Origin of the sequence: Agromyces tropicus (assembly GCF_039531345.1) — a bacterium.
Classification (GTDB): Bacteria; Actinomycetota; Actinomycetes; order Actinomycetales; family Microbacteriaceae; genus Agromyces; species Agromyces tropicus.
Genome location: NZ_BAAAPW010000002.1, coordinates 757,995 through 778,897 on the forward strand (window position 1 = coordinate 757,995; position 20,903 = coordinate 778,897).

22 protein-coding genes are annotated in these 20,903 nt (G+C 73.0%); 13 read left to right on the plus strand and 9 right to left on the minus strand.

Going from position 1 to position 20,903, the window contains the following annotated elements; all coding sequences use genetic code 11:
• Positions 1-31: 31 nt before the first annotated feature.
• On the plus strand, positions 32-502 hold the full coding sequence (locus ABD230_RS09360) for a hypothetical protein (protein WP_344372207.1): 471 nt from the start codon (positions 32-34) through the stop codon (positions 500-502).
• Between the two features lie 6 nt (positions 503-508).
• Here the strand turns inward: ABD230_RS09360 and ABD230_RS09365 are convergent, their stop codons facing one another.
• Positions 509-907 (minus strand): hypothetical protein, encoded by a 399-nt coding sequence (locus ABD230_RS09365; RefSeq protein ID WP_344372210.1) that lies wholly within the window; start codon positions 905-907, stop codon positions 509-511.
• Between the two features lie 49 nt (positions 908-956).
• A complete protein-coding gene (purF, locus tag ABD230_RS09370) occupies positions 957-2,414 on the minus strand; it encodes an amidophosphoribosyltransferase (RefSeq protein ID WP_344372214.1) in 1,458 nt (485 codons plus the stop codon).
• A 368-nt stretch (positions 2,415-2,782) separates the two neighbouring features.
• On the opposite strand from purF, the gene ABD230_RS09375 reads away from it, so the two are divergent.
• From ABD230_RS09375 to ABD230_RS09405, 7 genes are all read left to right on the plus strand, one after another.
• Entirely contained in the window at positions 2,783-3,733 is a 951-nt protein-coding gene (locus ABD230_RS09375) for a trypsin-like serine peptidase (protein WP_344372217.1), read from the plus strand.
• Positions 3,734-3,889: 156 nt separating this feature from the next.
• Positions 3,890-5,098, plus strand: coding sequence for an ROK family protein (locus ABD230_RS09380; protein ID WP_344372220.1), 1,209 nt, complete (start codon positions 3,890-3,892; stop codon positions 5,096-5,098).
• Positions 5,095-6,069, plus strand: a complete 975-nt coding sequence (locus tag ABD230_RS09385) for a carbohydrate ABC transporter permease (RefSeq protein WP_344372223.1) — start codon at positions 5,095-5,097, stop codon at positions 6,067-6,069. The genes ABD230_RS09380 and ABD230_RS09385 overlap by 4 nt, the downstream gene beginning before the upstream one ends.
• Positions 6,062-6,946: a carbohydrate ABC transporter permease gene (locus ABD230_RS09390; protein WP_344372227.1), complete on the plus strand. Its 885-nt coding sequence runs from the start codon at positions 6,062-6,064 to the stop codon at positions 6,944-6,946. Before ABD230_RS09385 ends, ABD230_RS09390 begins: the two co-directional genes overlap by 8 nt.
• 94 nt (positions 6,947-7,040) lie before the next feature.
• Positions 7,041-8,291 (plus strand): ABC transporter substrate-binding protein, encoded by a 1,251-nt coding sequence (locus ABD230_RS09395; RefSeq protein WP_344372230.1) that lies wholly within the window; start codon positions 7,041-7,043, stop codon positions 8,289-8,291.
• 79 nt (positions 8,292-8,370) lie between these two features.
• Positions 8,371-9,504 carry a glycoside hydrolase family 15 protein gene (locus tag ABD230_RS09400; RefSeq protein ID WP_344372234.1) on the plus strand — a complete coding sequence of 378 codons (1,134 nt, stop codon included), beginning with the start codon at positions 8,371-8,373 and terminating at the stop codon, positions 9,502-9,504.
• Positions 9,501-11,747 (plus strand): glycoside hydrolase family 31 protein, encoded by a 2,247-nt coding sequence (locus tag ABD230_RS09405; RefSeq protein ID WP_344372236.1) that lies wholly within the window; start codon positions 9,501-9,503, stop codon positions 11,745-11,747. Before ABD230_RS09400 ends, ABD230_RS09405 begins: the two co-directional genes overlap by 4 nt.
• Before the next feature lie 21 nt (positions 11,748-11,768).
• Here ABD230_RS09405 and ABD230_RS09410 read toward each other — a convergent pair whose 3' ends face one another.
• The 3 genes from ABD230_RS09410 to ABD230_RS09420 are packed head-to-tail and all read right to left on the minus strand — an operon-like array spanning position 11,769 to position 13,619.
• Positions 11,769-12,500: a glutamine amidotransferase gene (locus tag ABD230_RS09410; protein ID WP_344372240.1), complete on the minus strand. Its 732-nt coding sequence runs from the start codon at positions 12,498-12,500 to the stop codon at positions 11,769-11,771.
• Positions 12,501-12,532: 32 nt separating this feature from the next.
• Positions 12,533-12,967 carry a hotdog fold thioesterase gene (locus ABD230_RS09415; protein WP_344372246.1) on the minus strand — a complete coding sequence of 145 codons (435 nt, stop codon included), beginning with the start codon at positions 12,965-12,967 and terminating at the stop codon, positions 12,533-12,535.
• Positions 12,968-13,004: 37 nt separating this feature from the next.
• Complete coding sequence (locus ABD230_RS09420; protein WP_344372249.1) at positions 13,005-13,619, minus strand: zinc-binding alcohol dehydrogenase; 615 nt, start codon at positions 13,617-13,619, stop codon at positions 13,005-13,007.
• 70 nt (positions 13,620-13,689) lie between these two features.
• Here ABD230_RS09420 and purM point away from each other — a divergent pair, with 70 nt between their 5' ends.
• From purM to ABD230_RS09440, 4 genes are all read left to right on the plus strand, one after another.
• Positions 13,690-14,802, plus strand: coding sequence for a phosphoribosylformylglycinamidine cyclo-ligase (purM, locus tag ABD230_RS09425; protein ID WP_344372254.1), 1,113 nt, complete (start codon positions 13,690-13,692; stop codon positions 14,800-14,802).
• Positions 14,803-14,806: 4 nt separating this feature from the next.
• Positions 14,807-15,571 (plus strand): LLM class flavin-dependent oxidoreductase, encoded by a 765-nt coding sequence (locus tag ABD230_RS09430; RefSeq protein WP_344372257.1) that lies wholly within the window; start codon positions 14,807-14,809, stop codon positions 15,569-15,571.
• Between the two features lie 96 nt (positions 15,572-15,667).
• The gene (locus ABD230_RS09435) at positions 15,668-16,084 is read left to right on the plus strand and encodes a hypothetical protein (protein ID WP_344372260.1); all 417 of its coding nucleotides are present in this window, start codon (positions 15,668-15,670) and stop codon (positions 16,082-16,084) included.
• Positions 16,085-16,140: 56 nt separating this feature from the next.
• Positions 16,141-16,824, plus strand: coding sequence for a hypothetical protein (locus ABD230_RS09440; protein ID WP_344372263.1), 684 nt, complete (start codon positions 16,141-16,143; stop codon positions 16,822-16,824).
• A 122-nt stretch (positions 16,825-16,946) separates the two neighbouring features.
• On the opposite strand, the gene ABD230_RS09445 is transcribed toward ABD230_RS09440, so the two are convergent.
• Positions 16,947-17,147, minus strand: coding sequence for a DUF3073 domain-containing protein (locus ABD230_RS09445; protein ID WP_344372266.1), 201 nt, complete (start codon positions 17,145-17,147; stop codon positions 16,947-16,949).
• 188 nt (positions 17,148-17,335) lie between these two features.
• On the opposite strand from ABD230_RS09445, the gene ABD230_RS09450 reads away from it, so the two are divergent.
• Positions 17,336-18,505 (plus strand): NAD(P)-binding domain-containing protein, encoded by a 1,170-nt coding sequence (locus ABD230_RS09450; RefSeq protein WP_344372269.1) that lies wholly within the window; start codon positions 17,336-17,338, stop codon positions 18,503-18,505.
• Positions 18,506-18,547: 42 nt separating this feature from the next.
• Here ABD230_RS09450 and ABD230_RS09455 read toward each other — a convergent pair whose 3' ends face one another.
• The 3 genes from ABD230_RS09455 to ABD230_RS09465 all read right to left on the minus strand — a co-directional run bounded on the left by ABD230_RS09455 (position 18,548) and on the right by ABD230_RS09465 (position 20,647).
• Entirely contained in the window at positions 18,548-19,063 is a 516-nt protein-coding gene (locus tag ABD230_RS09455) for a GNAT family N-acetyltransferase (protein ID WP_344372271.1), read from the minus strand.
• A 67-nt stretch (positions 19,064-19,130) separates the two neighbouring features.
• Positions 19,131-19,742, minus strand: a complete 612-nt coding sequence (locus ABD230_RS09460; RefSeq protein WP_344372274.1) for a PadR family transcriptional regulator — start codon at positions 19,740-19,742, stop codon at positions 19,131-19,133.
• Complete coding sequence (locus tag ABD230_RS09465; RefSeq protein ID WP_344372277.1) at positions 19,739-20,647, minus strand: DUF4097 family beta strand repeat-containing protein; 909 nt, start codon at positions 20,645-20,647, stop codon at positions 19,739-19,741. The genes ABD230_RS09460 and ABD230_RS09465 overlap by 4 nt, the downstream gene beginning before the upstream one ends.
• Between the last annotated feature and the right edge of the window lie 256 nt (positions 20,648-20,903).

Below are 20,903 nucleotides of genomic sequence, written 5' to 3' on the forward strand. Positions count from 1 at the left end.
GCGCCCCGGCGGAGTGCGCGAGAATGGACGCGTGAGCGATGCGAACCGACCCGACCCCGCCGACCCCGAGACGGGCGCCGCCGGTGCCGAGGGCGGCGCGCCGTCGCCCGACGCGTCGGTCGAGCCGGCCGCGCCCGGCGGCGAGGCGCACCCGAAGGTCGAGCGCATGGAGGTCGACCCCGACGCCGGCGAGCGCCTCGAGACCGACGTGTCGAGCGATGCGGTGACCGTCCGCCGGGCGCCGCGGTACGGCAGCTTCCTGCTGCTCGGCGTCGTCGTCGGCGTGCTCGTCGCCCTGGTCCTCACGTTCGTCTTCCCGGAGAACCCGCAGTACGACCGAGCCCAGGTCTTCGGCTTCCTGCTGCTGTGGTGCGGCGCGGGCGGCCTCGCGCTCGGCGGCGTGGCCGCGCTCGTCATCGACCGCGTGCTGGCCCGCCGCCGGGGCACCGCCGTCGCCGAGCACGAGTCGACGCACTACCCGGACGACGAGTCCGCGGCCTGACGGCGCTCAGCGCGCGCGGGCCCGGCGGAGCTGCTGCTCGAACGCCGCGACCGAGCCGCCCGCCGCACGGAGCTCCTCGCGGCCGAGCAGCGCATGCCATGTCCCGGCGTCGTCCTGCTCGAGCACGAGCGGCAGGCCGCACTCGCGGATCGCGGCGAGCACCGAGGCATCCGTCACCCGGTTGCGGTAGGTCAGCGTGAACGGCACGCCGAGTCGGGCCACCATCCGATCCCATTCGGGCTTGCGGTGCCAGGTGTGGGTCACGTCGCAGAGCGCGCACTCGGCGCGGCCGACGACGTGCCCGACGACGTAGGCGAGGTCGCCGAGCAGGCCGCCGTCGGCGTCGTAGACGCCGAGGTAGGCCGCTGGAGCCTCCGCGTGCGGATCGCGCTCGGTCGCGTCCATGGCGCCATCGTCGCAGTCGAACCCTGAGGTCGCCCGAGAGGCGGGCGGCTCAGCTGAGCTGGGTGCGCTCCACCCACTCGAGGTACTCCTCGGTCACCGTGCCGGTGACGTAGTCGCCCGTGAAGCACGACAGGTCGAGCTCCTGGATGCCGGTGCCCTCGGTGATCGCGGCCCGCAGGTCGGCGACCTCCTGGTAGATCATGTGGTCGGCGCCCAGCTCGCGTGCGATCTCGGGGATCTTGCGGCCGTGCGCGATGAGCTCCTGCCGGCTGGGCATGTTGATGCCGTAGACGTGCGGGAACCGCACGGGCGGGGCCGCCGAGGTGAACGTGACCTTGTTCGCGCCGGCGGCGCGCGCCATCTCGACGATCTCCTTCGAGGTGGTGCCGCGCACGATCGAGTCGTCGACGATCAGGACGTTCTTGCCCTTGAACTCCATGCCCATCGCGTTGAGCTTCTGGCGCACCGAGCGCTTGCGCTGGGCCTGCCCGGGCATGATGAACGTGCGGCCGACGTAGCGGTTCTTGTAGAAGCCCTCGCGGTACTCGATGCCGAGCTTCTGCGCGACCTGCATGGCCGCCGGGCGCGACGAGTCGGGGATCGGCATGACGACGTCGATGTCGCCGTGGTCCATGTGCGTGGCGATGGTGCTGGCGAGCCGGTCGCCCATCCGCAGCCGGGCCTCGTACACCGAGATGCCGTTCATGATCGAGTCGGGACGGGCGAGGTAGACGTACTCGAACGAGCACGGCACGAGGCGCGTGGTCCGGGCGCACTGGCGCGAGATCATCTCGCCGTCGAGCGTGATGAAGATCGCCTCGCCCGGCTCGACGTCGCGCACGACCTCGTAGTCGCCGTTCTCGAGCACGAGCGACTCGGAGGCCACGATCCACTCGGGCTTCCCGGCGGCGGTGAGGCGCTTGCCGAGGATGAGCGGCCGGATGCCCCACGGGTCGCGGAACGCGAGCAGGCCGTGGCCGGCGATCATCGAGATGACGGCGTACGAGCCCTCGACGCGCTCGTGCACCTGCGACACCGCGTTGAAGACCTGGTCGGGGTCGAGGTCGAGGCCGGTGATCTGGCCCTGCAGCTCGGTCGCGAGCACGTTGAGCAGCATCTCGGTGTCGCTCGTGGAGTTCACGTGGCGACGGTCGATGCGGAAGAGGTCCTCGGAGAGCTCACGGGTGTTCGTGAGGTTGCCGTTGTGCACGAGGATGATGCCGTACGGCGCGTTCACGTAGAACGGCTGCGCCTCCTCCTCGCGCTCAGCGGCCCCCTTGGTCGTGTACCGCACGTGGCCGAGGCCCATGTTCCCGAGCAGCGATCGCATGTCGCGCGTGCGGAACGCCTCTCGCACCTGGCCGCGGGCCTTGGACATGTGGAAGATCGGGCCGTCGGCCGTCGCGATGCCGGTCGAGTCCTGCCCGCGGTGCTGCAGGAGGAGGAGGCTGTCGTAGATCTGCTGGTTGACGGGCTCGGTGGAGACGATGCCGACGATGCCGCACATGCGAGCGATGGCTCCTCGGGAGGTGGGTGAAGCGTCCGAGCTGGACGATCCATCCTCGCACACGCGCGCGTGTGAGCCGGCTGTGCGGATGCCGCTGCTCACCTGAGCACCGGGTGGTCCGAGTGCGCGCCGGAGGCCCTCGACGCTGGGGTGAGCGGGGTTCGGGCCAACCTCAGAACATACCCCGCGGGGCACACGCGTGGGGCGCATTCTTCGGTCGGCACGGACTTGTTGTCGGGATCCCCGAACCGTGCGCGGAGCCCTCCCCCCGAACGGGGGACATGTGCCACGCTCTCCGGCATTCGCATCTCGCGGCGTCGGCGACCGACTGGGGGGACCGCCGCCGCCTGTCTGGAAAGGGCTCTTCCATGAAGCTCACCTCCATGCGCGCCGCACTCGCCGGCGTCGCCCTCGTCGCGTGCGGCCTGCTCGCCGCACCGACCGCCGCCTCGGCGGCACCGCCGTCGGTGCCGCCGGGCGTCGACCGGCACGACGTGCCGGCCGCCGAGCGCGCGGCCGCCGCCGGCTACTGGACCGCCGAGCGCATGCGTGCGGCGATCCCGGCCGACGCGCTGCTCGCCGGGAGGTCGGCGTCGACGCCGGCGGCGGACGTCGCTGCGGGCGCACCCGTCACGTACGGCAAGCCGGCGCCCGTCGGCGACATCGAGCTGATGGCGGCGAGCGAGTCCCCGGTGTCGAACATCGGCAAGGTGTTCTTCACGCTCGGCGGTCGCAACTACGTGTGCTCGGGCAACGCGGTGAGCTCGGCGAACGGCAGCGTCGTCGCCACCGCGGCGCACTGCGTCCACGAGGGACACGGCCGCTACGCGACGAACTGGACGTTCGTGCCGGCCTACGAGAACGGCGCGGCGCCCTACGGGCAGTGGGTCGCGACCTCGCTCGCGGCGCCGAGGCAGTGGACGAAGGGCGGCGACATCACGTACGACACGGCGTTCGCGACGGTCGGCACGCTCGCCGGCAAGACCCTCCAGTCGACGGTCGGCGGAACGGCGATCGCCTTCAACCAGGCGCGCGGGCTCTCCTACGACGCCTTCGGCTACCCGGCCGCGGCGCCCTTCAACGGGCAGACGCTGAAGTCGTGCTCGGGCACGGCGACCGACGACCCGTACGGCCAGACGCAGTCGCAGGGGATCCCCTGCGACATGACCGGCGGCTCGTCGGGCGGCCCCTGGTTCATGGGCAACGGCGCCCAGAACTCGGTGAACAGCTTCGGCTACAACAACATCCCGAACGTGATGTTCGGGCCGTACTACGGCTCGGTGGCGCAGGCCACCTACGCCACGGCCGCGGCGGGCTGAGCGCCCGACCGACCGAGCGCGGAGCGCCCCGCACCGAGGGACCGGTGCGGGGCGCTTCGTCGTGTTCGGGACCGGGTCTTGCTTTCTAACTTTGTTTAGTTCTAAATTAACTCCAGACCTTCCCCGGGACCCTGGTCCCACGACCCGGAGGCATCGATGGCGATCCACTCCACCACCCGCACCGACGTCAACCGCTCCGCGATCCTCGCGCGGCTCGGTGCCGACGGCCCGGCCTCGCGGGCCGAGCTCGCCCGGGTGCTCTCCCTCTCGCCAGCGCTCATCACCCAGCTCGTGAAGGACCTGCTCGCGGACGGCCTCCTCGTCGAACTCGAGCAGGCGCCGTCCAACGGCGGTCGCCCGGCTCGGATGCTCGGCCTCGCGACGTCCGCCGGGCGCGCGATCGGCGTCAAGGTGGTCGCCGACCACGTCGCCTTCGTCGAGGTCGGGGTCGACGGCCGGGTGGTCCGGTCGGCCAGCGAGCCCTTCGACGCCACCGCGAGCACGTTCATCGCCGAGCTCGTCGAGCGGATCCGCGGCTTCGTCGCCGCCGGCGACGGAGCGACCGTCCTCGGCCTCGGCGTCGGCGTGCCCGGCAGCGTCGACCGCCCCGGGAGCGGGGTCGTCGATTCCGCGCAACTGGGCTGGACCGGCGTCGAGCTCGGCGAAGCGCTGCGACGCGCGACCGGGCTCCCGGTCGTCGTCGAGAACAACGTCAACGCGCTCGCCGTCGCGGAGCGGCTCTTCGGTCTCGGCCGATCGCACGACAACTTCCTCGTCGTGACCATCGGCACGGGCGTCGGCGCCGGCATCGTCGTCGACGGCGCGGTGCTCCGGGCGGCCTCGGGCGGCGCGGGCGAGATCGGGCACGTTCCCGTCGCCGACGACGGCCCGCGCTGCAGCTGCGGCAACGACGGCTGCCTCGAGGCGTTCATCGGCGAAGCCGCGCTGGTCCGCGAGGCCCGCGAACGCGGCATCCTCCCCGACGGCGCGGGGATCGACGCGCTGCTCGCCGCGGCCGACGCCGGCGACGGGGCCGCCCTCGAGGTCTACCGCGCGGCCGGCCACCTGCTCGGCCGAACCCTGGCCGGCATCGTGCACACCGTCGACCCGGCGTTCGTCGTGGTCCTCGGCGAGGGCACGGCCGGCTGGCGGCACTGGGCGCCGGGCTTCGAGCCCGCCTTCCGGTCGCACCTGCTGCGCCACCGGCGCAGCCTGCCCGTCGAGATCGAGACCTGGACCGACGAGAGCTGGGCGCAGGGCGCCGCGGCACTGGTGCTCGCGACGCCCTTCGACGCGGCCGGGTCCGCGGGCGACCAGGGCCGCCTGATCCGGGCCCGCTTCGCCGGGCAGGTGGTGTCGTCATGACCGCGCTCGTCGGCGAGGCCGCCGCCGAGGTCCGCGACGCCGAGCGCGCGACCACCCGGCGCGCCCGGCCGCCGCGCCCCGTCGGGCGGAACCGGCGCGGCCGTCGCCTCCGGTACACGCTCACGGTGCTGGCGTTCCTGCTGCCCAGCGCGGTGCCGCTCGTGCTCTTCGTGCTGGCGCCCATGGTCGCCGCGGCGTGGATCAGCCTCACCGAGTGGAACCTGCTCGCCCCGGCGACGTGGGTCGGCCTCGAGAACTACGCGAACCTGCTCTCCGACCCCGAGACGGCGGACGTGTTCCTGCACACGCTGTCGTACATCGTCGGCTACCTGCCGCTCGTGTACGTCGGCGGGCTCGCGATCGCGCTCGCGCTGAACACCGCACTGCGTGGCCGCACGCTCCTCCGCGGGGTCTACTTCCTGCCCGTCATCACGAGCTGGATCGTCGTCGCCCTCGTGTGGCGGTGGCTCCTGAACCCGTCGAACGGCGTCGTGAACACCGTCCTCGGCTGGTTCGGCATCGACGGTCCCGGATGGTGGACCGACCCGGCCTGGGCGATGCCGTCGATCATCCTCGCCTCGGCGTGGAAGGACCTCGGCTTCGTCATGGTCATCCTGCTCGCGGGGCTCCAGGCGATCGACCCGGAACTGCTCGACGCCGCCCGCGTCGACGGCGCCGGCTGGTGGCGCCGGCTGTTCTCGGTGACGCTGCCGCTGCTCTCCCCCGCGACCTTCTTCGTCATCGTGATCTCGCTCATCAACGGCTTCCAGGTCTTCGACCAGGTGTACGCGATGACCGGGGGCGGGCCGGGCGGCGCGACGCAGGTCGTCGTGCAGCAGATCTACGACCTGACGTTCCGGTACGGCAAGGCGGGCGAGGCGTCCGCGCTCTCGTGGCTCCTGTTCGTCGTGATCCTCGCCGTGACGGTCATCCAGATCCGCGGCCAGCGCAGGTGGGTGAACTATGGCTGAGACGACGCTCGCACCGACGACGGCCCGGGCCGGCGGCATCCGTCGTCGCACCGAGGCGGCCCGGGCGGCCGGCGCCCGGAGCGTGCTGCTGCACGTCGTGATCGTGGTCGGCGCCCTGGCGATGTTCTTCCCGTTCTACTGGACGGTGGTCACCTCGCTGACCCCCGGCAGCGGCCTGAGCTCGACGCCGTCGCTCATCCCGGCCGACGCGAGCCTCGAGGCGTACCAGCGCCTGTTCGCCGACCTGCCGTTCGCGCGGGTCGTCGGCAACAGCCTGCTGCTCGCGACGGTCACGACGCTCGCCCAGCTCGTGACGAGCGCGACCGCCGCCTACGCGTTCAGCCGGCTGCCCTTCCGCGGGCGCACGGTCGTCTTCGGCATCTACCTCGCCACGATGATGATCCCGCTCCAGGTGCTCGTCGTGCCGCTCTTCGCCGAGCTGCGCGCCTGGGGCCTGGTCGACACCTACCTCGGCGCCCTGCTGCCCACGCTCGCGGCGGCGTTCGGGGTGTTCCTCCTCCGCCAGGCGATGAACCAGGTGCCGTTCGAGCTCGACGAGGCCGCGGCGCTCGACGGGGCGGGGCACTTCCGGATCTTCTGGACGGTCATCCTGCCGAACATCCGGCCCGCGCTCGCCACCCTCGCGGTGTTCGCGTTCATGGGCAGCTGGAACAGCTTCCTGTGGCCGCTCGTGGTGCTGCGCTCGCCCGAGCTGCAGACCCTGCCCGTCGCCCTCGCCGGCCTGCAGGGCCAGTACACGACCCAGTGGGACATCGTCATGGCCGGCTCGGTCGTGAGCATCCTCCCGATGCTCGCCGTCTACCTGTTCGCCCAGAAGTACGTCATCCAGGGGGTCGCGAACACCGGCCTCAAGTGAGGACGCACCCGCGCCCCGACCCGGACGGCCCCATCCCGACCGTCCACCACCCACCCGGCACCACGCCTCATCCCGATCGAAGGAGATACGCACCATGAGGACCACAGCACTGGCCGGCGTCGGCCTCGTCGCCGCCACCGCCCTCGCCCTGACCGGCTGCGCCGCGGGCGACAGCTCCGGCGAGGCCGACGGCCCCGTCACGATCAGCTACACGAACTTCATCTCGAACGGCGGAAACGAGGAGAACCTCCAGGCCATCGTCGACGCGTTCGAGGCGGAGAACCCCGACATCACCGTCGAGGTGACCACGCTCCCGTACGCCGACTACGGCACGGCGCTCCAGACCGATCTCGCGGCCGGCACCGTCTCCGACGTCTTCGACATCGAGTACGCCAACTTCGCCCAGTACCAGGCGAACGGCGTGCTCGCCGAGATCGACGTCGAGGACCCGTCGGTGTACCGCCAGAGCGTGCTCGAGGCGTACCAGGCGGATGGCGCGCAGTACGCGCTGCCGAGCTCGTTCTCCACCGTCGTGCTCTTCTACAACCGCGACCTGTTCGAGGCCGCGGGCGTCGACACGCCCACGGGCGACTGGACCTGGTCCGACGAGCAGGCCGCGGCCGAGCAGCTCACCGACGAGGGCGCCGGGGTCTGGGGCGACCACCAGCCGGTGAGCTTCTACGAGTTCTACAAGGTGCTCGCGCAGAACGGCGGCGAGTTCCTCGACGCCGACGGCACCGCGGTCGCGTTCAACACGCCCGAGGGCGTCGAGGCCGCCGAGTGGCTGGTCGGCAAGAGCGGCACGACGATGCCGACGATCGAGGACGGCCAGGGCACGCCGGACTTCGACACCAACCTGTTCCTCGACGGGAAGCTCGCCATGCTGCACACCGGCATCTGGATGTTCGGCGCCTTCGCCGATGCGCCCTTCGGCTGGGACATCGCGGTCGAGCCGGGCAACGCCCAGCAGGCGAGTGCGCTGTTCTCGAACGCGGTCGGCGTCTCCGCGGGCTCGGAGCACCAGGATGCGGCGGCGACGTTCGCCGAGTTCCTCACCTCGAGCGACGTGATGGTGCAGACGCGGCTCGACGCCGGCTGGGAGCTCCCGGCGACCTCCGACGAGGCGGCGCTCGAGAGCTACCTCACGCTCGGGAACCCCGAGAACCGGCAGGCCGTGTTCGACTCGCTCGAGCAGGTCGCGCTGCCGCCCGTCGTGGCGCAGGGTCAGCAGGAGATGCAGGACATCATGACCGAGGAGCTGGTCGAGGCGCAGGCCGGTCGCAAGACCGTGCAGGAGGCGCTCGACTCGGCCGAGGAGCGGATCAACGCCGCCATCGGCGGCTGAGCGCTCGTAGCATCTCGGGGCCGGGCGTCGTCCATGCGCCCGGCCCCACCCATCCACCACGCACGAAGGCAGCACCACGATGACCCTTCCCACGACCGCCCGACCCGAGATCGCGGCGCTCACGGCCTCGAGCGCCGACCTCATCGCGTCGCTCCAGGACGACGGCGGCGCGTACCCCGCGAGCCCGACGTTCTCCGCCTACGCCGGGTACAGCTGGTTCCGCGACGGCGCGTTCATCGCCGACGCGATGTCGGCGTACGGCCGCCACGAGTCGGCCGAGCGGTTCCTCGACTGGTGCGCCGCGGTGGTCGATGCCCGCGCCGATCGGATCCGCGCGATCGTCGACGGCGCCGCGAGCGGCGAGCCCGCCGCCGACGCCGAGATGCTCGCGACCCGGTTCACGTTCGACGGTCGCGAGGGCGACGCCGACTGGTGGGACTTCCAGCTCGACGGCTACGGGACGTGGCTCTGGGCGGCCGGCGAGCACGTGCGGCGGCACGGCACGGATGCCACGCGGTGGGCGACGGCGATCGCCCTGACCGTCGACTACCTCGTCTCGTCGTGGGACCGGCCCTGCTACGACTGGTGGGAGGAGCACGCCGAGCACGCGCACGTCTCCACGTTCGGCTGCATCGCCGCCGGACTTCGCGCGGCGGTCCGGACCGGCGCCCTCGACGGCGAGCGATGCGCGCGTGCCTCGTCGACCGCCGACGCGGTCGAGGCCGCCATCCGATCCCGGGGCACCGCCGACGGGCACCTGACGAAGTGGCTCGGGTCGTCGGCCGTCGACGCCAGCCTGGCCGCGGTCGTCGGGCTGCTCGAGGTCGTGCCCGCGGCATCCGCGGTCGGCGCCGCCACGCTCGACGCCATCGAGCGCGACCTCACCGTCGACGGCGGCGTGCACCGCTACCTCGGCGACACCTACTTCGGCGGAGGGCAGTGGCCGCTGCTCTCGTGCTTCCTCGGCCTCGCGCACGCGCGCGCCGGCGACCTCGACCGGGCGCGCGAACTGCTGGACTGGGCCGCCGGAACCGCGGGGCCCGACGGGTCGATGCCCGAACAGGTCGAACGGCACCTGCTCGACGCCGCCCGCGTCGACGAGTGGGTGGAGCGGTGGGGGCCGTCGGCCGACCCGCTGCTCTGGTCCCACGCCATGCTCATCCGCCTCGCCGTCGAACTCGACACCGCCGCCCCCGAGGAGGCCCCCGAATGATCCGCCACCGTCCGCTCGGCTCCGGCCACCCGTACTCGGTCGACACGGAGCAGCGCTGGCCGCTCGACCCCGTCGCCGGCGAGCCCCTCCGGCTCGGCGTGCGCGCGACGCCCGACGTCGAGGCCGTCGAGGCCGAGGTCGAGGTCGTGGACGCCGCGGGCGGCCGGCGCGTCGAGCGGCATCCGCTGGCGCGCGTCGCGAGCACCTCGCGCGGCCAGACGGTCGACGGCGGCCACCTCGCGTCCGCGCAGGCGCGGCTCGCCCGCAGCTCCGGCGGTTGGGCGACCGGGTTCCCGGCGCCCGAGGCCGGCAGCGCCATCCGCTACCGCCTGGCGGGCCGGACCGCCGGCGGCGAGGAGCAGCACACGCGCTGGTTCGACGCGACGGTCTCGGACTGGCGCGACGCGCCCGACGAGGTCGTGGCCACGAGCGGTGCGAGCCGAGTCGTCCCCGGCAGCGTCCGGATCCTCACGGACGGCGCGCGCGTGCGCCGCGTCCGGTTCGCGCTGCCGCTCGCCCCCGGGGAGCACGTCACGGGCTTCGGCGAGCGCTACGACCGGCTCGACCACCGCGGCACCGAGCTCGACGCGGTCGTGTTCGAGCAGTACAAGTCGCAGGGCGCCGAGCGGAAGACGTACCTGCCCATGCCGTTCGCGCACGTGGTGGGCGGCGACGGGTGGGGTCTCCACATCCGCACCTCCCGCCGCACCTGGTTCGACGTCGGCGCGACCGACGCCGACCGGCTCGCGGTCGAGGTCGAGGCGGATGCCGCGCGCGGCGAACCCGCGGTCGACGTCGCGTTCTTCGACGGCGAGCCCCGGGCCGTGCTCGACGCCTTCCTCGACGAGGCGGGCCGCCCGGAGGAGCTGCCCGACTGGGTGTTCCGGCTCTGGGCGAGCGGCAACGAGTGGAACACGCAGGCCGAGGTCATGCGGCAGATGGACCTGCACCGCGAGCACGACGTGCCCGTCGGGTCGATCGTGATCGAGGCGTGGAGCGACGAGCGCACCTTCACGGCGTTCCGCGACGCCGAGTACGAGGTCGCCGAGGACGGCGCGCCGCACCGGCTCGCCGACTTCACGTTCCCCGCCGACGGGGCGTGGCCGGACCCGAAGGGCATGGTCGACGAACTGCACGACCGCGGCATCCGGGTGCACCTCTGGCAGATCCCGCTCCTCAAGGCGCGCCCGCACCCGACCGGCCAGGCGCGCGCCGACGCGCTCGCCGCGGCCCGCGAGGGCGTGCTCATCCGCGAGCCGGACGCCCGTGGCGGGCTGCGGCCGTACCGGAACCGCGGTTGGTGGTTCCCGCTCTCGACCATGCCCGACCTCACCGACGAACGCGCGGCGCGGTGGTGGACCGAGAAGCGCCGGTACCTCCTCGAGGAGGTCGGCATCGACGGCTTCAAGACCGACGGCGGCGAGCACGCCTGGGGGCGCGAGCTCGCGTACCTCGACGGCACCCGCGGCGACGAGGGGAACAACCGCTACCCGGTGGCCTACGCGAAGGCGTACGGCGACCTGCTCCGGTCGGCGGGCAAGGCGCCCGTGACGTTCAGCCGGGCGGGCTTCACGGGGTCGCAGGCGCACGGCGCGTTCTGGGCGGGCGACGAGGACTCGACGTGGGAGGCGTTCCGCTGGTCGATGTTCGCGGGGCTCTCGGCCGCCGCGAGCGGCATCCTCTACTGGGGCTGGGACCTCGCCGGGTTCTCCGGCCCGCTGCCCTCGGCCGAGCTGTACCTGCGGGCGGCCGCGGCGTCGACCTTCGTGCCGATCATGCAGTACCACTCGGAGTTCAACCACCACCGCACGCCCTCACGGGACCGCACGCCCTGGAACATCGCCGAGCAGACGGGCGACGACCGCATCGTGCCCGTGTTCCGTGCGTTCGCCCATCTGCGCGAGCGACTCGTGCCGTACCTGGCGGCCGAGGCGGCCGAGAGCGTGCGCACCTCGGCGCCGCTCATGCGCCCCGTGTACTTCGACCACCCGTCGCTGGAGACCGCGTGGAGTCATCCGCTGCAGTGGTTCCTCGGACGCGACCTGTTCGTCTCGCCGGTCGTCGAGGAGGGCGAGACGGCGCACGCGGTCGCGCTGCCGCCGGGGGAGTGGGTCGACGCATGGACCGGCGAGATCGCCGGCGATGCCGAGATCACGGCCGACGTGCCGATCGAACGGATCCCGGTGTTCGTCCGCGCCGCGGCGTGGCCCCGGCTGCGGGGGGTCTTCGCGTCGCACGGGTGAGGCCGTCGGCCTCGCGCACCGCTATCGCGCGTGCAGTTCCACGAAGGTCCGGAGCATCCGGCTCGGCTCCGACACGACGGCGCGTGCCGCCGCCGCGAGCGTGAACTCGAGCTCGTCGGCGCCGAAGTAGCCGTAGCTCGCGTACGCGCGGATCCTGACCTGGATGCCCTCGAGGTCGAGTTCCGGATGGAACTGGGTCGCGTAGACGTTCGCGCCGACGCGGAATGCCTGCACCGGGCACTCGGGCGACGAGCCGAGCAGCGTGGCCGACCCCGGAAGGCTCCGGATCGCCTCCTTGTGGCCGACGAACGCGTTGAACGTCGGCGGGAGTCCGGCCAGCAGGGGATCCGCCGCGCCCGCGTCGGTCAGCGAGACCGGCACGACGCCGATCTTCTCGGCGTAGGTGGCGTCGATCACGGCGCCCTGGTGCGCGCCGACGGTACCGACGCCGTAGCAGGCGCCGAGGAACGCGAAGTCGCGGGCCACGACCTCGTCGAGGAGTGCCGCGAACTCCGCCTCGACCCGATGCTGGACGGCGGACTTGCGCTCGGGCGGATCGGACGCGTTGAACGGGCCGCCGCCGACGAAGATGCCCGACAGGGCGTCGAGGTCGAACCGCGGCATCGGCCCCGCCTCGAGGCGCACCCGGATCAGGTCCCGCTCGTCGAGCCCGGTGCCGCGGAGGAAGAGGGCGTACTCCTCGTCGGCGGGCTGGTCCTCTGCGCGGGTCGCGAGGAGCACGAACGGCTTCACGGCCCCACGATACCGACGCGTCGGTGCCGGCGTCAGTACTGCGACGGGGTCGGCAGCACCGCCATCGTGCACCGCGAGACGCAGACGAGGCGATCCTGCTCGTCGGTGATGCGGATGTCCCACACCTGCGTGGTGCGGCCGCGCGTGATCGGGCGCGCCTCGCCGAACACCCAGCCCTCCGAGACCGGGCGCACGTGGTTCGCGTTGATCTCCATGCCCACGCAGTAGTACTTCGCGGGGTCGACCGTGAACGAGGCCCCCCAGCTCGCGAGGGTCTCGGCGAGGGCGACCGAGGCGCCGCCGTGCAGCACGCCGGCGGGCTGGCGGGTGCGCTGGTCGACGGGCATGCGCCCCTTCAGCGAGTCGTCGGTCACCTCGGTCATCTCGATGCCGAGGGCTCGGATCAGGGCGTGCTCGCTGCGGGAGTTCGCCCACTCCAATGAGGGCTCGTCGAACCAGATGCTCATGCGGTCGAGTCTGCCACGCGGCCGACCGCGGGCCGGCTCAGGCGAGCTCGGCGATGATCGGGTGGATCGCGACGTCGAACGCCGCCGCATCGGAGCGCAGCGAGTCGGTGACCGCGACGGTCTTGCGACCGATCCACCAGATGCCGGATGCCGCGAGCGGCAGCACCTCGACGTTGAGCTCGAACGAGTGCGCACGCCGGCCCACCTCGCGCTCGTGCTCCGCGATCGACCCCGCGTACGCCCGGTAGGTGTCGCCCGAGCGCGCCGCGCTCGCCGTGCGATAGCGCTCGTGCGCCCACTCCGCCCACGCCGTCGCCGCCTCGGCGTGCGGGCGGATCGCCTCGGCCAGCAGCTCCGCGCCGGAGACGGGCAGCGCGACGGCGGTGCCGTACTCGTCGACGAGTTCCAGCGGCACCGGCGACGGATGCTCCTCGGGCTCGACGGTCATCGACCACCACTCGCGCCACTGCTTCTCGAGCACGTCGTGGGCGTCGATGTCGCGCGACGCATCGCCGATCGGACCGATGTCGCGCAGGCGCGGCAACTCGGCGGGCGAGGCGATGCCGAGCACCTCGCGCAGGTAGAGCGCGATCAGTGCCCCGGTGCTCGCGTTCTCGCGAATCACCCACGATGGCGTGGCACCCGCGTGCATGCCCGAATTCTACGTCCGGCCGCCGACAGCGGGCCCCAGGCGCGCAGCCGCGCGCGGGTACCCTTGACGGGTGAGCGCCAACTCGTCCTATGCCGCTGCCGGAGTCGACACCGCCGCCGGCGACCTCGCCGTCGAACTCATGAAGGAGTCGGTCGCGAAGACCCACGGGCCGAACGTGCTCGGCGGCGTCGGCGGCTTCGCCGGGCTCTACGACCTCTCGTTCGCCAAGGACTACCGCCGCCCGCTGCTCGCGACGTCCACCGACGGCGTCGGCACCAAGATCGCGATCGCGCAGGCGCTCGACGTGCACGACACCATCGGCCAGGACCTCGTCGGCATGGTGGTCGACGACATCGTGGTGGTCGGGGCGACCCCGCTGTTCATGACCGACTACATCGCGTGCGGCAAGGTCGTGCCCGACCGCATCGCCGCGATCGTCACGGGCATCGCGCGCGCCTGCGCCGAGACCGGGACCGCGCTCGTCGGCGGCGAGACCGCGGAGCACCCGGGCCTCATGGGCGCCGACGACTACGACGTCGCGGGTGCCGCGGTCGGGGTCGTCGAGGCCGATCGGGCGCTCGGCGCCGAGCGGGTGCGGCACGGCGACGCCGTGCTCGCGATCGCCTCGAGCGGACTGCACTCGAACGGGTTCTCACTCGTGCGGCACATCCTCGGGACGGCCGGGCTCTCGTACGGGGACGTCTCGGCCGACCTCGGCACGACCTGGGGCGAGGCGCTGCTCGAGCCCACGCGCCTCTACGCCGGCCCGCTCGTGAAGCTGCTCGCCGACGAGCGTCTCGGCGGAGCCGTGCACTCGCTCTCGCACGTGACCGGCGGCGGCATCGCCGCGAACCTCGCCCGGGTGCTCCCCCGCGGCTCGTGGGTCGAGGTCGACCGCGCGACCTGGTCGCCGCAACCGGTGTTCCGCGTGCTCAACGACCTCGCGGGCACGACGCTCGAGTCCACCGAGGGCACCTGGAACCTGGGCATCGGCTTCTTCGCCGTCGTCTCCGCCGACGCCGCGGCATCCGTCGTCGCCGAGCTCGACGCGCTCGGCCTGCCCGCCTGGCAGGTCGGCACCGTCTCCATCGGCGCCCACGACGCCGCGGCGCCCGGCTGGGAGCAGGGCGCCAAGGGCGTCGACGGCGGCGCCGTGCGGCTCGTCGGCGAGTACGCGGGCTGACCCGGTGCGCGCCGCCGTCTCGATCGGACTGCCCGGGACCACGGGTGCCCAGACGCTGCGCGCGCTCGCGCCGCGCCTCGAGGCGCTCGGATTCGACGGGCTGTGGCTGAACGACGTGCCCGGCGGCGACTCGCTCGCCGGCCTGCGCGAGGTCGCCGAGGTCACGACGACGCTTCGCCTCGCGACCGGCGTGATCCCGCTCGATCGGCGGCCGGTCGAGGGGCTCGACCTCGACGGGATCCCCGCCCGTCGCACCACGTTCGGCATCGGATCGGGCGGCGCGTCCCACGCGGTGGCCGCCGTGCGCGACGGCATCGCGGCGCTCCGCGCCCGGACGGACGCCAGCATCGCGGTCGGCGCCCTGGGGCCGCGGATGCGGCGGCTCGCGGCGGAGGAGGCCGACGAGGTCGTGCTGAACTGGCTGACGCCCACGGCCGCGGCGGACGCGATGGCCGACCTGCGCCGTGACGCGGGAACGCGAGCCGACGACGTGCGCGGCGTGCTCTACGTGCGCACGATCGCCGACGGCGCCGCGCGGGCGGCACTGCAGAAGGAGGCCGACCGGTACGAGTCGTACGTGTCGTACGCGGCCAACTTCCGCCGGCTGGGCGTCCACGCGATCGACGCGACCATGGACCGCGCCGGAACGCTCGCGGCGTACGACGTCGTCGACGAGGTCGTGCTGCGGGCCATCACCGCCGGCGGCACGCTCGACGAGCTCGAGCGCTTCGCGGAGGCCACCGCCGCCTGGCGCGCGTCGGTCGGCTGACGCCGACCGCACCGCCACGACCTCCCCGCCGGATCGACGTCGGGTGATCGGCACCGGCGTAGGATGCGGCCATCGTCCGCCCCGTGGAGGTGCGCCATGGTCTTCGCCCGCATCGACGCCGTCCTCACGTGGGTGTACGTCGTCGGCTTCGGCGTCACGGCGATCCCGATCGCCGCGTACCACGTCGCCACCGGTCGGCTGCCGACGTTCTTCGGGCTGTTCACCGTGTACGGCGGTCGCTGGTCGGACCAGTTCGCACCGCCGATGTTCGCCGGCCTGCTCGTGGCGTTCGCGGTCACGACGCTCGTCGTCGGGTTCGCCGCATGGCTGCTCTGGCAGGGCTGGCGCATCGGAGCGGTCCTCAGCCTCGCGACGCTGCCGGTCGAGGCGGTCTTCTGGATCGGCTTCGACCTGCCGATCCCGTGGATCGTCGCGGCCGCCCGCATCGTGTTCGCGATCCTCGCGTGGGGATCGCTCGCGTCGGCCACGACCTCGGCGCACGCGGCGGGCTGAGACAGGCGGGACCATCGGCCGTGGCCGCGGGGCCGGGCCCGCCCCACGATCGGGTCATGGGAACGCGAACGGCCGCCACGGGGGCCCAGGCCGCGCGGCCGTCCCCGCCGGGTCGGCCGTTCCGGCTCGGGCGATGGACGGCCGGCACGGTGCTCGGCGAATCCGTCGGCTTCCTGCTGCCCGTGACGGCGTTCGCGCTCGCGGATGCCGCCGGCCTCGCCGGCTGGCCCGCGTGGCTGCTCCTCGTCGCCGTCGGTGCGGGGGAGGGCGCGCTGCTCGGCGCCGGCCAGTCGCTCGCGCTTCGGGGGAGCGCCGCGGCCGTCCCCATCGGGCGCTGGATCGCCGTGACCGCCGCCGCCGCGTCGGGGGCGTGGGCGATCGGGATGCTGCCGTCCACCCTCGCCGACGCCGGGACCACGGTCGACTGGGGCGCGCCGGCGACGTGGGTCATCGCCGGCATCGCCGGCCTGGTGCTCCTCGCGAGCATCCCGCTCGCGCAGTGGCCCGTGCTGGCGGGCGCGGGCGTGCCGCGCGCATGGCGGTGGGTGCCGATCGGCATGGTCGCCTGGCTCGCCGGCCTGCCGTTCACGTTCGCGCCGTCGCCGATGGTCGGCCTGTCGACCCCGGCGCCGGTCGTGTTCGCGCTGTTCGCGGCATCCGGCCTGTGCATGGCCGTGGTCATGGCACTGGTGACCGGGATCGGCCTGCGGCGGATGCTGCGCGAGCGCACGACGACGTGACCCCGCGTCGGGGACGCGGAGGATCGACTCGACCCGGCGCGAGCCGCGGGAGACGGCATCGCGCGGGTGCGCGCACCTCGGAACGTCAGCCGGCCGGGTCGGCACGGCTCACGCGGAGGGGATCAGGAGCGGTGGGACCCGTCGTCGGTCACGTAGGAGTCGTCGTCGGCGTACTCCGACCACTTGGCGAGCTCCTCGTCGCTGTGGTCGTGGTGGGAAGCCGTGAGCTCGCGCTCGAGCGCGCTGTAGTCGGTGGCCGGGCTGAAGTACTTCAGTTCCCGTGCGACCTTGGTGTGCTTGGCTTTCTGACGGCCGCGCCCCATGCGTGACCCCCTTACGACGTCTGGCCGGATGGGATGGTCGTCACCCGGCTCTTCTGATAATGAACAATCCCGGCCGACAGTTTACCACCGCCCCGACCCGGGCTCGGCCGACGCGGCGGCGCTGTGGAGGCGCTGTGGACACCACGGAACGGCCGACGCGGACCCTCAGGACATGGTGGGATGGAGGGGTGGATGCGATCCCCGACCGCGTGAAGGTCGCGGTGGTCGGCGCTGGACAGGCGGGGCTGTCCGTCGCCTACTACCTGCGGCGCTTCGAACTCGTCGCCGACGAGGACTTCGTCATGCTCGACCGCGCCCCCGGACCGGGTGGCGCGTGGCAGCATCGCTGGTCGTCCCTGCGCCTGGGAACGGCGCACAAGGTGAACGACCTGCCGGGCCTGGGGGAGCTCGGCCTCAGCTTCGAGACCGCCGACCGCACGATGCCCGCGAAGGACGTCGTCGCGGAGTACTACGGCCGGTACGAGGAGCACTACGGATTCCGGGTGCACCGGCCCGTCGACGTGCGCCGCGTCACCAACGACGGCGTCGACCTCCGGATCGAGTACCGCGACCTCAGCCCGCAACCCGTGGAGGAGCTGAAGTCGCGCGGGTTCTTCGGTCGAAGACGGAGGACGTTCGAGGCGGCGCCGCCGCCCGAGGTGCCTGGCGGGGAACTGCGAACGCAGTTCCTCGTCAATGCGACGGGCACCTGGGGCTCGCCGTTCGTGCCCTACTACCCCGGCATGGCCGACTTCGGCGGGCGCCACCTGCACACCTCCGACTTCGGGTCCGCCGAGGACTTCCGCGACCAGAACGTCGTCGTGGTCGGCGGCGGCACGTCGGCCATCGGGTTCATGCTCGAGCTCGAGGGCGTCGCATCCGGGCTCACCTGGGTGTCCCGACGCCCCATCGACTGGCTCGACCGGCAGGAGCTCGACCTCGAGGGCGCCTCGGCGGCGGTCTCGCGCCAGGACGAGGCGGCCCGGGCGGGCCGCGCGCTCCCCTCGGTCGTCAGCGGCACGGGCGTGCCCAAGAGCCGCCGCATCGCCGCGGGCATCGAGCGCGGCCTCCTCGTCGCGAAGCCGATGTTCGACCGGATCGAGGAGGACCGCGTCGTGTGGGACGACGGCGGCTCGGCGCGTGCCGACGCCATCATCTGGGCCACCGGCTTCCGGCCGGAGCTGCGCCACCTCTCCCCGCTGCGGCTTCGTGAGAAGGCGGGCGGCGTGACCGTCGGCCAGGGTGCGGCGTGGCAGGATCCGCGGATCTTCCTCGCCGGGTACGGCCCGCAGGCGTCGACGATCGGCGCGAGCCGCGCCGGGCGCATGATCGCGCGGCAGATCATGGCGATGATCTAGGCGTCGGCAGGGCGTTCCGGCGCCCGGCGGTGCGGACCGTGGCTACGCCGTCGCGTCGGCCTCGGGCGGCAGCACCCAGACGTTGGACGCCAGCCACGTGCCCTTCGGGTACTCGAACTCCTCGACGCCCTCGAGCACGAAGCCGGCGCGCCGGCACAGGGCGTTCGAGGCCTCGTTGTCGACCCGCGGGTAGGCCGCGAGCGCCCGCGCCGGGTCGGCCGCACGGGCCTCGGCCACGAGCAGGTCGAGTGCGGCGCGCGCGATGCCGTGACCCTGGTGTGCGGCGACCACCGTCCAGCCCGCCTCGAACAGCGCCCGGCCGCCCTCGTCGCGCGGCCAGAAGCCGATCGCCCCGACGCCCTCCGGGTGGTCGGGCGTCGTGATGGCGTACATCTGCGACGAGCCGTCGCGCCAGCCCCGCAGGTACCGCTCGTGCCGGGTGGCGACCTGCTCGTCGGACTCGGGCCCGCCGAGGTTCGCCGTGAGCTCGGGCGCATTGGTACGGCGCAGCAGGTCGAGGTCGTCGTCGGACCACGGGCGCAGCGACACGTCGGACATGCCCCCCATGAAAGCGGATGCCGCCGACATCGCGTGCCGGCGGCATCCGTGGGGGACGACGGTGGTGCTAGCGCTGGGCGAGCTCGCGGACGATCTCGGCCTTCACGTCGGCGAGCCGGGTGCGCAGCAGCGAGACCGTGTCGGCCGACACCCGGCCGCGGTGGGCCTGGCGCCGCAGCTCGACGCGCAGCTGCTGGCGGAACTCCGTGAGCACGAGGTCGGCCTCGTGCACGGCGCGGTTCGAGTCGGCGTGCAGGTTCACGGTCGCGCTCGTCTCGGTCGCGGCCTTCTTCGCCTCCCGTGCCGCCGAGGCGAGCTCGGCGCGGAGGCTCCGCATCGCGGTGTCGACCTCGGCGCGGACGCCCTCGGCCATGCGGCGCACGGAGTCGGTCACGTCCTCCTCGATCGCGTCGAGCTCGTGGCGCCGGGAGTCGAGCTCGGCCCGCCCCGCGTCCGTGATCTCGTAGACCGACTTGCGGCCGTCGGTGCGCTTGGCGACGAGGCCCTCCTCCTCGAGCTTGGCGAGGCGCGGGTAGATCGTGCCGGCGCTCGGCGAGTACGTGCCGCCGAACCGTTCCGAGAGGGCCTGGATGAGCTCGTACCCGTGCCGCGGCTGCTCCTCGAGCAGCGCCAGCAGGTACAGGCGCAGGTTGCCGTGGGCGAAGACGGGCGGGGTCATGCGGATGCCTCGCCGGCCGGGCCGTGCGACGCGTCGGCGTCGTGCGCGGCCGCGCCCGCGGCATCCGTCGACTCGCCCGTCGCGTTCGCCGCAGCCGAGGCCGGCTGACGGCGGATCACGGAGATGTTGCCCGAGACGCTGTTGGCGCCGAGGTCGAGCCAGGTGCCCTCCAGCTCGCCGGTCACGCGCTCGAAGCCCTTGCCGAGCGTGCCCTTGATCTGCGTGTCGTCGAGCAGCAGCGAGCCGCTGACGGTGTTCACGCGGTACCGGGCGCCGCTGCCTGCGTCGAAGCGGACGGTGAGGTCGCCGGAGACCGTGTTCGTGTCGATGCGCCCGGGGGTGCCGCGCGAGTCGACGATCATGTCGCCCGAGACGGTATCGGCCTTGAACGCGTGGATGTCGCCGGTGACGGTGACGTCGCCCGAGACCGTGTGGGCCACGACCTTGCCGGTGTGGTCGCCGACCGAGACCTCGCCCGAGACGGTCGAGCACTCGATGTCGCCCGCGTGGTTGTCGATGACGAGCTCGCCCGAGACCGAGCTGAACCGGCCGTCGTCGTCGAAGCCCGAGACGAGCGCGTCGCCCGAGACGACGCCGAGCTTCATGGCGACGTGCCGCGGCGCGAGGATCGAGACCTCGGCCTTGGCGCTGCCGCGGAAGCCCTTGAAGACCTCGAGGAAGTTGTCCCACCGCAGCTGGGCGTGGTCGATCTCGAGCGCGTCGCCGTCGATCTGGATCATGAGGTCCTTGCCGGTGACGCTCGAGACCTCGACGCGCGCGCCGGGCTCGTCGTGCGCGATGACGTCGACCTTGCCGCCGATGAGGCCGACCTTGAGCTTGCGGACGAGCTCGAGGTCGATGACCCGGGTCTCGCCGGGGTTCACGACCCACTTCTCGATGGCCATTGCGTGTGCTCCTTCTGGTTGCGGCGGGGCGGATGCCGCGCCCTGCGCCCTCCGGGCGCGATTCGCGATATATCGCGTTAGTGAGATTCACGATATATCGCGTTTGCGGCGGCGTCAAGGGCGGGGGTCGGCGGGGGCCGCCCCCCCGTGCCCTCCCGCCGCGCCCTCCCCTCTTTCCCCCACCTGCGCCCCACCCGCGCCCCGCCCGCGCCCCACCCGACCCCCGCCCCTCACCCGCCCCCCGCCCCCACCCGCG